Annotated in this window: 10 protein-coding genes; 8 read left to right on the plus strand and 2 right to left on the minus strand. The window is 29.4% G+C overall.

Features of this window, described 5'->3' with window-relative positions:
• The first annotated feature begins 337 nt into the window (after positions 1–337).
• From U9R42_07220 to U9R42_07235, 4 genes are all read left to right on the plus strand, one after another.
• Complete coding sequence (locus tag U9R42_07220; protein MEA3495810.1) at positions 338–1957, plus strand: S41 family peptidase; 1620 nt, start codon at positions 338–340, stop codon at positions 1955–1957.
• A gap of 106 nt (positions 1958–2063) precedes the next feature.
• Entirely contained in the window at positions 2064–2969 is a 906-nt protein-coding gene (locus U9R42_07225; protein ID MEA3495811.1) for a DUF4835 family protein, read from the plus strand.
• A gap of 27 nt (positions 2970–2996) precedes the next feature.
• On the plus strand, positions 2997–4658 hold the full coding sequence (recN, locus tag U9R42_07230; GenBank protein ID MEA3495812.1) for a DNA repair protein RecN: 1662 nt from the start codon (positions 2997–2999) through the stop codon (positions 4656–4658).
• Positions 4659–4720: 62 nt separating this feature from the next.
• The gene (locus U9R42_07235; protein MEA3495813.1) at positions 4721–5569 is read left to right on the plus strand and encodes an SDR family oxidoreductase; all 849 of its coding nucleotides are present in this window, start codon (positions 4721–4723) and stop codon (positions 5567–5569) included.
• 361 nt (positions 5570–5930) lie between these two features.
• Here the strand turns inward: U9R42_07235 and U9R42_07240 are convergent, their stop codons facing one another.
• Positions 5931–6476 carry a transposase gene (locus U9R42_07240; protein ID MEA3495814.1) on the minus strand — a complete coding sequence of 182 codons (546 nt, stop codon included), beginning with the start codon at positions 6474–6476 and terminating at the stop codon, positions 5931–5933.
• Positions 6477–6685: 209 nt separating this feature from the next.
• Between U9R42_07240 and U9R42_07245 the strand changes: the two genes are divergently transcribed.
• Genes U9R42_07245 through U9R42_07260 form a run of 4 tightly spaced genes read left to right on the plus strand, consistent with a single transcriptional unit; the run spans position 6686 to position 10907 of the window.
• The gene (locus U9R42_07245) at positions 6686–7630 is read left to right on the plus strand and encodes an ATP-binding cassette domain-containing protein (protein MEA3495815.1); all 945 of its coding nucleotides are present in this window, start codon (positions 6686–6688) and stop codon (positions 7628–7630) included.
• Positions 7631–7658: 28 nt separating this feature from the next.
• Complete coding sequence (locus U9R42_07250) at positions 7659–8384, plus strand: ABC transporter permease (GenBank protein ID MEA3495816.1); 726 nt, start codon at positions 7659–7661, stop codon at positions 8382–8384.
• A 4-nt stretch (positions 8385–8388) separates the two neighbouring features.
• Positions 8389–9909 (plus strand): Gldg family protein, encoded by a 1521-nt coding sequence (locus U9R42_07255; protein ID MEA3495817.1) that lies wholly within the window; start codon positions 8389–8391, stop codon positions 9907–9909.
• A gap of 38 nt (positions 9910–9947) precedes the next feature.
• Positions 9948–10907, plus strand: coding sequence for a DUF4340 domain-containing protein (locus U9R42_07260; protein ID MEA3495818.1), 960 nt, complete (start codon positions 9948–9950; stop codon positions 10905–10907).
• Positions 10908–11224: 317 nt separating this feature from the next.
• On the opposite strand, the gene U9R42_07265 is transcribed toward U9R42_07260, so the two are convergent.
• Positions 11225–12247: a PDDEXK nuclease domain-containing protein gene (locus U9R42_07265; protein ID MEA3495819.1), complete on the minus strand. Its 1023-nt coding sequence runs from the start codon at positions 12245–12247 to the stop codon at positions 11225–11227.
• Positions 12248–12532: the final 285 nt, after the last annotated feature.

Raw genomic sequence — 12532 nt, forward strand, 5'->3', positions numbered from 1 at the left:
AGATTGAGAAGATTGAGAAGATTGAGAAGATTGAGAAGATTGAGAAGATTGAGAAGATTGAGAAGATTGAGAAGATTGAGAAGATTGAGAAGTGATGATTGTTTATTCGATAATCGTTTTGTTTATCCGGAATTTGACTGCCGACTGAAGACTGAGAACTGAAGACTGTTTTTGACTGCCGACTGAGGACTGAAGACTGTGGACTGTTTTTGACTGCCGACTGCCGACTGCTGACTGAAGACTGAAAACGACTATAAAATCCCTTAATAAACAAAAGCTCTCCGTATGGATAAACAATCACTAATTTTATTTTTACCTTTGCGGAAAAATAAAATTGATGAATAAAAAATATAACTACTTATTACCATTATTGTTAAGTATCATGTTTGCTTTAGGAATGCTTGTTGGAACCAAGTTTAGCCCTGATTCATTTAGAGCAAAAAACAATGATACACATAAATTTAAGGAAGTAATAAGTCATATTAATACATCTTATATTGATACTGTAAATAATAATAAATTAGTTGAGCTTGCTGTAAAAAAAGTAATAAATAATCTTGACCCTCATTCCGCTTATATTTCAAAAAGTGAACTTACTGCTGTAACACAAGATTTACAAGGAGATTTTGAGGGTATTGGAATAGAATTCAATATTTTAAATGATACGCTGATTGTTGTTTCTCCAATTTCGGGAGGACCTTCCGAAAAACTTGGAATAAAAGCAGGTGATAAAATTATTACTGTTGATGAAGAAAATATTGCTGGTGTAGGATTAACAAATGCGGATGTGCGAAATAAATTGTTGGGTAAAAAAGGAACAATTGTAAAGGTAGAAATACTTAGAAATGGTAATAAGGAAGTACTGGCATTTGATATTGTAAGGGATAAAATTCCAATTTATAGTATTGATGCAGCTTACATGGCAGACGATAAAACAGCATACATAAAGATAAATCGTTTTTCAGCAAAAACAGCTTCGGAGTTTGTAAAAGCATTAAATAAACTTGAAAACGAAGGAATGCAAAATCTCATTCTTGACCTTGGAGAAAATCCAGGAGGATATCTTCAAGTTGCATTTCAAGTTACTGATCAATTTTTTAATTCAAAAAAAATAATTGTTTATACAAAAGGAAGAGCAAGGAAGAGAGAAGAATATTATTCATCAAAACGTGGTGGTTTTAAAACAGGAAAACTTGTTGTGTTGATAGATGAAGGCTCTGCCTCAGCAAGTGAAATTGTTGCTGGTGCAGTACAGGATTGGGATCGTGGATTTATTATCGGCAGAAGGTCTTTTGGAAAAGGTCTTGTGCAGGAGCAAATGGAATTGACTGATAAATCAGCATTGCGTCTTACCGTTGCAAAATATTTTACACCCTCAGGTAGATTTATTCAAAAACCTTACAAAAATGAATCTAAGGCAGATTACTACCTTGATATTTATAACAGATATTTAAACGGAGAATTAACAAATAAAGATAGTATTGATATTCCTGATTCTTTAAAATATCAAACTGATGGTGGCAGAATTGTTTATGGTGGCGGTGGAATTATTCCTGATTTTTTTGTGGCAATTGATACTTCTATGAACTCAAATTATTTGAGCCAACTAATTCATAAAGGATTAATTTATAAATACACTTTGGAATATCTCGACAAAAATAGACTGGTTTTAAAAAAGAGATATCCTGATTTTAAACAATTTGATGCTAAATTTAACACAAATAGTATTTGGAATGATTTTTTAACTTTTGCTACTAAAGAAGGTGTAACTAAGAATGAAAAGGATTTGAAAAGTTCAGGAGAACTAATTAAACTTCAGTTAAAAGCACTTATTGCCAGACAGTTATTTGATCATGGCTCATATTTTAGAATTATTAATCAAAGTAATAATGAATTTCAAAAAGCTATTGAAGTAATTAATTCTGATATGTTTGATAAAATGGGAATTCATTATTAGAATTAAATAAAATAGTGTTGCAATAAAATATGTGTAAGGAAAGTTAATTTAATTGTAGTCAGAAAAAATTAAACCTCTAAATTTGTTTGATAAAAAAATTAAACTCATGTTTCAAAAATCAATAATTTTAATTTTAAGTGTTTTACTTTTTACAAAATATGTTAATAGCCAAGAACTAAATTGTAATGTAACTGTTGTATCCAAACAAATTCAATCAACTGATAAGCATGTTTATGACAATATGCGTGAAGGTATTATGGAATTTATGAAAGGTCAGGTGTGGACAGAAGATAAATATAAACCCGTAGAAAGAATAGAGTGTAATTATTACATAAAAATTGATGACAGACCTCAAACTGATAAATTTAAAGGAAATATTCAGGTTCAATCTGTTCGTCCTGCTTTTGGAACAAATTATAATTCTACAGTATTGAATGTTCTTGATAAAAAAATAACATTTGATTATGTTGAGTTTGCAACTATTGATTTTAACGAGGGTTCATTTACTTCAAATCTTGCATCAATTTTATCCTACTATGCATACATAATTTTAGGACTTGATTACGATTCTTTTTCAAAATATGGAGGAACACCTTATTATCAGAAAGCTCAGGAAATTGTAAATCAGGCACAAGGAAAAGGATATGAAGGATGGGATGCTTTTAGTACTGAAAAAAATAATAGATACTGGCTTGTGAATCAATTGTTAGACCCTAGATTTAAACCTTTGCGTGAAGCTATTTACATTTATCATCGTAATGGTCTTGATAAAATGACTAAAGAAAAAGAAGCATCAAGACATGCCATTGGCGAAAGCTTACAATTATTAAAAAAAGTTCATAGAGACGAGCCTGATTCTTACCTGTTAAGACAATTCTTGACATCAAAAAGAAATGAAATTATTAAAATTTATTCCAACGCTACAGCTACTGAGATTGATGAACTTAAGTCATTAATGAAAGAAATAGACCCTGCTAATTATTCAAAATATTCGGAAAAGTTAAAAAAATAATATTTTCTTTTGTTTAAAATATAAAGAATGTTAGAAAATCTGAAAATCAGCAACTATGCAATAATCAATGAGATAGAAATTGATTTTGCTAAAAGTTTAAATGTTATTACAGGAGAAACAGGTGCAGGAAAATCAATTTTACTTGGAGCTTTAGCTTTGATTCTTGGTAACAGAGTTGATAAAACGGCACTTCACAATCAGAACTCTAAATGCATTATTGAGGGAGTTTTTGATATTCAGAAATTGGATCTTCAGAATTTCTTTGATAAAAATGACCTTGATTATGAAACGCAAACAATTTTGAGAAGAGAAATTGTGCCAAGTGGAAAATCACGTGCTTTTATAAATGATACTCCTGTGAAACTGGATATTCTTAAAGAGCTTTCAGAAAAATTTATTGATATACATTCGCAACATCAAACTATAAGACTGAATGATACTTCTTTTCAGCTTTCTATTTTGGATGCTTATTCAGGAACAAAAAAGGATTTAAGTGATTATAAAAAGCTTTTTAAAGAATATAAAAAATTTGTTCAAAAGCTGGAATTACTTGAAGTTGAAGAAAGGAAAGCAAAAAAAGACCTTGATTATTTTAATTTTCAATTAGAGGAAATAGAAAAATCAGGATTAGAAGATAATGAAAATGAAGAACTTGAAAAGGAATTTTTAGTACTTTCAAATGCAGAAAAAATTCGTAACAACATAAACCATATTCTATATTCCGTTGATGAAGACGAGCAAAATATTCTTGATAAAATCAATGAGTTAAAATCACTTTTTTCTGAAATTTCAGGCTTTGACACTAAAATTGAAGATTTTTTTAAAAGAATGGAATCAGTTTCTCTTGAATTAAAAGAGCTAAGTATTGACTTGGCAACTTATAAAAATCAAGTGGAAGTTGATGAAAAAAGAATTGACGAAATTACTGACAGGCTAGACCTTATTAATCAACTTTTGACAAAGCATCAATTTAAAGAAGTAGCTGAGTTGAATGATTACGCAAATACACTACGAACAAAGATTGACGGGATAACTTCCCTTGAAAAAGAAATTTCTGAAACAAAAAATGTAATAGAAAGTACATTTGGCGAATTAACAGAAAAAGCCAATTTAATTTCTGAATTGCGGCATTCTCACAAAACATCTGTAGAAGAAAAGTTAGTTGCTTTGTTACAACAAGTAGGAATGAACAATGCTCGTATTGAATTCAAGTTGGATGAATTAGAAGAATTTAATGATTACGGAAAGGATAGGCTGAACATCTTCTTTAGTTCTAATACAGGTATTCCACTTCAGCCAATTAATAAAGTTGCTTCCGGTGGTGAATTGTCAAGACTTATGCTATGTATAAAATACATTCTTGTAGGTACTGCACTTCTTCCTACAATAGTTTTTGATGAAATTGACCTTGGAATTTCGGGCGAAATTGCAATAAAAGTTGGAGAAATGCTTGGCAAGCTTTCAAATAACCATCAAGTTATTTCTATCACTCACTTACCACAAATTGCAGCAATGGGAAAAGAACATTTTCTTGTTTACAAAACTACTGAAAACGAGCAGACAAATACAAAAATTAAAAAATTAAATAAAAAAGAGAAAATTGGAGAATTGGCGAAAATGATAGGAGGGGAGAGTGCAGGAGAAAAGGCATATCAAAGCTCTAAAGAACTAATCAAAAAATTTTCTTAATATTGTTCTGAGGTAAATATCATTAGACATTAAATATTTATAAAACATTAAATTATTAAAATATGAGTTATAATTTACTAAAAGGAAAAAGAGGAATTATTTTCGGAGCCTTAAATGAGGATTCCATAGCTTGGGCGATTGCAAAAAAAGCTTACGAAGAAGGAGCAAAATTCACTTTGACAAATGCACCTATCGCTTTACGTTTTGGTAAAATTAATGAGCTGGCAAAAGAAACAAAATCAAAAGTTATTCCTGCCGATGTAACATCCTTGGCGGATATTAAAAATTTGTATGATGAATCAATTAAAATCTTAGGAGGCAAAATTGATTTTGTATTGCATTCCGTAGGTATGTCCCGAAACGTAATTAAAAAGAAAGAGTATCCTTTTCTTGATTATAAGCATTTTCAGGAAACACTTGATATTTCCGCTATTTCTTTGCACAAAGTTTTGAATATCGCATTTAAAAATGATTATTTAAACGAAGGTGCATCAGTTATTACACTTACCTATATTGGCTCTCAAAAAATGTTTAATACCTATAGTGATATGTCTCAGGCAAAGGCACTTCTTGAATCCATAGTTAGAAGTTTTGGTAATCACTACGGATTAAAAAAGAAAGTACGAATAAATTCAGTATCACAAAGTCCAACACCTACAACAGCAGGAAAAGGAGTGGAGGGATTTGATTCATTTCTTCATTTTGCTGATAAAATGTCTCCACTAGGCAATGCAAATGCAGTGGAATGTGCAAATTATGTTGTTTCACTTTTTTCTGATCTGACATCAAAAGTTACAATGCAAAACCTATATCATGATGGTGGATTTAGTAGTGTAGGTATTAGTAATGAAGTTTTAAAAAATTACAAACCCGAAATTGAGGATATTAAAAAAGTTGCCGGAAAGGAGTGAGCTAAAAACTAAAAACCTATACTAGGTGTAGTTTGTAACTACACCTATATATTGAAACCCCCGTACTATGTGTAGTTTGGCTAAAATCCTGTACTAAGTGTAGTTTGTAAGTTGTTAATATTAAGGTGTAGTTGCAAACTACACCTAGTGAGTGTGTTACACGCTAAAGTTGTATATTATTTTTCCGTAATGTGGATAGTTTAATTACATATAGTAAATTTAATAGAAGAATTAACAATTAAAAACTATAAATATTTTGCTAAAAAAACCAATAACACTTTATTTTTACAATAAAAAAATCGTATCCGTACTAGGTGTAGTTTGTAACTACACCTATATATTAAAACCTATAATTGAATTTTTATATCAAATCAATTTCAATTAATGATTCCAATTCTGCATAGTTTCTTGCACTACTATACAAATAATCTTCAGGATTTATAACCCAGCCTGCTTTTACAGGATTTTCATGTATATAATTCAATCGTGAATCAATCATTTCGTTATTATATAATTCAACTGCATGATTATCATGTGTCCAAAATTGTATATTTCCTACACGTTTGTTGAATTTTCCATAATATTGAAATATCATATTCAACCAACCTTTTCTGCTTTCTTTTTTGTTATTTGCAATTGATTTTAGAATTTCTTTTGATGTGTATTTTTTTAAATCCCTAACAATATCTGATAAATTATTTTTTTTACTTTGCATAATTACATGAACATGATTTGTCATAATTACATAAGCATAAAGTAATAATCCTTTATTCTTTCTGCAATGAGTAAAACTGTCAATTATAATATCGCGATAATCTTTTCGTGAAAAGACATCTGCCCATCCAACAACTTGAAATGTTAAGAAATACAATCCGTTTTGATTTAATATTTGATAAGAAATACCCAATTTTCAATCTTTTTTGAAATTGCAAATTACTTAATATTTTACTATATTTTAAATGATTGTTAATATAATATTAAGGTGTAGTTACAAACTACACCTAGTGAGTGGGCTAAAAACTAAAAACTAACAACTAAAAGCTAAAAACTTAAAACTAACAACTAAAAACTAAAAAAAACATCCTACTTTTGCACAACAAAAAAATCTTTCATTTTATGGAAATAGTAATAAAAAATCTTACTAAAAAATACGGACTTCAAAAAGCAGTTGATGATATTTCATTTAATTTAAAAAGAGGAGAAGTTCTCGGTTTTCTTGGACCAAATGGAGCAGGAAAAACAACAACAATGAGAATTATCAGTTGTTTTTTGGCACCAACATCAGGAGACGTTTTACTTAATGGAAAATCAATCTTTGAAAATCCTGAATCTTTTAAGCTTAAAATCGGTTATTTGCCTGAGAATAATCCATTGTATCAAGATATGTTTATTATTGATTATTTAAAATTTATTGCCGAAATACAGAAAGTTCCTAAAGAAAAAATTCCATCAAGAATACTAGAAATAATTGATTACACAGGATTAGGAATTGAAAGGCATAAAAAAATCGGAGAGTTGTCAAAAGGATACAGGCAGAGAGTAGGGTTAGCACAGGCACTTATCCATGACCCTGAAATTCTTATTCTTGATGAACCTACTTCGGGTCTTGACCCTAATCAAATTGTAGAAATTAGAGAGCTAATAAAAAATCTCGGTAGAGAAAAAACAATCCTTTTAAGCACACACATTTTGCAGGAAGTAGAAGCAACTTGTGATAGAATAATTATTATAAATGAAGGACAAATTGTTGCTAATTCAACTACGAGTGAGCTAAGAGCAAAAATGCAAAGCAATGAATTAGTTACAGTTCAGATTGGGTCGGATGAAACAATAGATAATATTTCTAAAAAGCTATTGGAGATTGAATCAATTCCTAATCTTGAAGTTATTGATGATAAAAAAAATATTTTACAGCTAAATTCTAAATCACTTCTTGAAAGCAAAAAAGCAATTTTTGATATTTGTGTAAAAAATAATTGGTATCTCCTTGGGATGAAAGAAGGCGAAACTAAGCTTGAAGATATTTTTAAAGAGTTAACAACAAAACAAAATAAAAGTTAAAAATTATTGAATACGAAAATATAATTTTATGAAAACAATTTGGATAATTACAAAAAAAGAACTCAGAGGCTATTTTGATTCTTTAATGGCTTATATTTTACTCATCTTATTTCTTGGATTCAGCGGTTTTTTTACATGGTTTTTCGGAAACGATATTTTTACCACAGGACAAGCCAGCCTAATAGTATTTTTTCAATGGTCCTACTGGATTTTATTCTTTTTTATACCTGGAATTACAATGCGAACATTAGCCGAAGAAAATCATTCGGGAACAATTGAATTACTGACTACAAAATCAGTTTCAAACTGGCAAATAATTATAGCTAAGTTTTTATCTTCATGGTTTCTTGTAGTAATTGCATTAGTTTTAACATTGCCATATTATTATTCAATAACTCGCTTAGGCACAGTTGATCACGGTGCTGTTTTAGGGGGTTACCTTGGATTATTATTTATCAGTGCAGTTTATATTAGCATTGGAATATTTGCAAGCAGTATTTCCAATAATCAAGTAATTGCTTTTCTTGTAACGCTTTTTATAGCAATATTTTTTCAATGGTTATTCGGACTTATTTCAAGCACCATGATAGGACCGCTTGGGAATATTCTGAATTTCCTTAGCGTAAATACTCATTTTACTTCAATGGCTAGAGGAGTAATTGATTCAAGGGATATCATTTACTTTTTAAGTTTGATTTTTTCAAGCTTAATTGTAGCAAACTTCATTTTATCAAAAAGAACTTTAACAGACTAAAATTATGTATTTAAATAAAAAGCAAGCATTAATAAAAGCAGGAGTTATTATTGGTATTTTTATTTTGGCTAATATAATTTTCGATACTTTATATTTCAGATTGGATTTTACTGCCGATAAAAGATATACTCTTAGTAACACTACAAAAACAATTTTAAAAGAACTTGAAGAACCTGTTACGATAACGGCATATTTTTCGGAAGAATTACCACCACAAATCCAAAAGTTTAAAAGAGATTTTAGAGATATTTTAACAGAATATGAAAGTTACTCAAACAACAAAATTGTTTACAAATTTGTAAATCCGAATAAAGATGCAGAAACAGAGCAAGCAACAACAAGAAAAGGTATTCAACCAATACTTTTGAACATAAACAAAAAGGATAAGTTTGAACAACAAAAAGTTTACTTAGGAGCTGTAATCCAACAAGGTGAAAATTCAGAAACAATTCCTGCCTTACAACCGGGAGCACCGATGGAATATGCATTAACATTCGCTATTAGAAAAACAACAAATGTTGAAAAACCTCCAATTGCATTTATCAAAGGGCATGGAGAAGCAACTAAAACACAACTTAGTGAAGTAAAAAAATCTTTATCTGTACTTTATACAATTGAAGAATTTACACTTACGGATTCTACTCAAATACCTGATAAATATAAAACTATTGCGATTGTAAACCCTACTGATTCATTCAGTTATTACAATTTTAATGAGTTAGATAGGTTTCTTGCAAATGGTGGAAATATTTTTATTGGTTTAAGTCTTGTAAAAGCACGCTTACAACAAGGACAAGGTTTTGTAAATCACACATTACTTGAAAATTGGCTGGCAAGAAAGAATATTAAAATAAAACAAAATTTTGTATATGATGCTAATTGCGGGCAAGTAACAATACAGCAACGTCAAGGAAATTTTTCATACAACAGACCTATTTCTTTTCCATACTTGCCGGTTGTTACAAATTTCTCCGAACATCCTGTAAGCAAAGGACTTGAAACTATTTTATTTCCATTTATAAGCGAAATATCCTATACTAATCTTGACACAAGTATTAAGGTAAATGAGTTAATAACCACATCCAATAAATCAGGAGTAACTCCTGCACCTACCTATTTCAATGTTATGAAAAGCTGGACAGAACAAGATTTTAACAGAAGTAATATTCCTGTTGCAATTTCATTAGAAGGAAAAATTGTTGGAAATAATAATTCTAAAATGGTGATTGTTGCAAATGGTGATTTCCCTCTTAACAACGAGCAAGGACAAATTCAAGGCTCTCCTGATAATTTAAATTTACTTGCAAATGCTATTGATTGGTTATCTGACGAAACAGGACTATCCGAGCTAAGAACAAAAATAATTACAGGCTATCCGATAAAAGAAGATCTTGATGAAAAGAAGAAAACTTTTATAAAATATGCAAATACAATGTTTCCAATAATTTTACTAATAATTTTTGGGATTATAAGATTTCGTATTCAAAATAGGAAAAGAAAAAATTGGATGGAAAATTCAATTTAAGAATGAATAATTGAATTAATTTTTAAACAAAAAATAATATGAAATTCAAAACAATACATTTACTTATAATTTTTGCTGTGCTTTTGGCGGTTGTTTTTGTTATAAAAAAGACATCTGTAAAAAAAGAAGAAGGGAGTTTAAGAACAGAATTTTTTTCTATTAATTATGATAAAATATCTAAGTTTACAATTATTCCTCAATTTGATAAAAACAAAGAATTTTCAATTATAAAGGAAAATGACAAGTGGTATGTTGAATTAGGTCAAAACCTAAAAGCAGAAACAAATACGGAATTTTTTGATCGTTCATTGAAAGAATTAAAAAAACTTAAGCCATCAAGATTGGCAAGTAATGAAAAAGAAAAATGGGCTGAATATGGCGTTGATAGTTTAGGAACCATACTTGAAATAACTGACAACCAAGCAACACATAAAATAATTCTCGGAAGCCTAAGTTTTCAGAATCAGCAAACAGTAAATGCTTATGTGAGAATGCCAGATGAAACTAAAACTTATGCTTGCGAATCTTATATGGAAGGAACTTTTAAAAGCGATAAAAGCCAATGGAGAAAAAGAAAAGTAATAGAAATGCCAAAAACACTATGGGCAAACATTGATTTTCAGTCAAATAAAAATTTAACTTTCAAACTTAACAAAAAAGAAAATACTTGGTTATTAAATAATAAAACTGTTGACAGTATCCAAATTACTGAATTTCTTACAAGCCTTGAAAAATTAAACCAACAAGGATTTGCTGATAACTCAACAGTAATTTTGTTACCAAAAGCAAATTTTTCATTAGTTATTCAAAACAACGAAAACACTATTTTAACAACTTTAGATTTTTACAAAACAAAATCAAGCTGGATAATAGCTTCTTCAATAAATGACGGAAATTATTTTGCAATTGATAAAGAAACGATGTATAAGCTTAGTGAAATAATTAATGAATTTTCATTAAAAACCAACAATTCACTTTTTGTTGCTATTCCCGAATAAATTTTTTCACGCAAAGACGCCCCGATACAGTCATTCTTCCTTATGGGGCAAGCAAAGAACGCAAAGAAGAATTGTTTATTTGTTTAGATTCTCCTCCTGTAAATGGCAAAAGTAAAATCATCAATTATTCGAAATTATTCAAAGAAATTTCTAGGGTGTTGCAACGCTGAAAACAGGAAAAGATTTTGAAAAACAGCATTCAACCCAATTGCTCAATTCGTTGAGCATCACCATTCAGTTCTGTGTCAGTCCACATTATTTTGCGGATGCTATATAATATTCCTTTTAAATTTGCCATTTATTTTATTTGATATTATTTATTTTAGTTCTTTCTCTAGCTCTTCAATAGTTGGTAAGCTCGATATTAATTCTTCGGGTAATACTTCTGTGAACTGCATTTCACTAATCCCCATGGGAGAATTAATATTATTCAATGCAAATTCGGCTTCTATATTGTTTTTATCTCTACATAATATTATTCCAATTGTTGGATTATCTGTTTCATCTTTCACTAATTTATCTACTGCCGATAAATAGAAATTCATTTTACCAGCATACTCTGGAATAAACTTCGTATTCTTTAGCTCAATTACGACATAGCATTTTAGTTTGGTATGATAGAATAGTAGGTCGATATAATAATCATTATTTGCAATTACTAAATGATATTGATGCCCCATAAAAGCAAAGCCTTTACCCAATTCTAATAAAAATTTAGTAACATTATTAACTAATTTATCTTCTATATCTTTTTCTACAAATGGTTCGGTCATTGTCATAAAATCAAAAACATAGGGGTCTTTAATGGTTTGCTTTGCCAAATCAGACTGAGAAATAGCTAAAGTATTTGTAAAATTAGTGATGGCTTTCCCCTGTCTTTTATAAAGCTCTGATTTTATCTGAAAAGCCAAGGTTTCTCTTCCCCAATGGTTTTCTATTGTTTGGGTAATATAGAATACAGCTTCTTCAATATTTTTAGATTTAGTAAAGATATTAATATTGTGACTCCAAGGTATTTGCAAGGCTAATTGCTTTATTATTAAGGTATTATTAATATCTTTTTCATGGGATGCTACTTTTTCTAATTGGTCAACAGGCTGTTGACCAATTGATATTGTTTTATTTTTCAAAAGGTCAACAAGTTGTTGACTAATTGCATTTTCAGAATAAAAAGAAAAAAATCTTTTACAATACTTTAAATTGGTTTTAGACAAACCAGTCATGTCTGGAAAGCTTTTTCGCAAATCTTTAGCAAGTTTATCTATCACTTTATCTCCCCAACTACTGTTTTTTTGTTTCTCTGAAATTTCGTTTCCTACCCACCAGTAAAAATCAATAATACTAAACCGCTATTAAGATGCTGATTAAGAAAATAAATTATTTTTGTTTTGTTTTTCTTCACAAAATTCTTGCATAGCCATAGCTACGGAATAATTTTTTGAATAAAAACAGGGCGAAAAGAAATATTTTATTTTCAGTCTCTTGATGGCAGTTTAGTATAAGTCCAGAATTGGCAAAAGTAGCAAGTCGTATTTGTGTATGTTTTATTCTATTAGAAATTAATTCTAACCATTGTTTATACTCTTTATCTATAATTAATTCCATTTCTAACATTTATTAATTAA

Source organism: Bacteroidota bacterium (genome assembly GCA_034723125.1).
GTDB lineage: Bacteria > Bacteroidota > Bacteroidia > CAILMK01 > JAAYUY01 > JAYEOP01.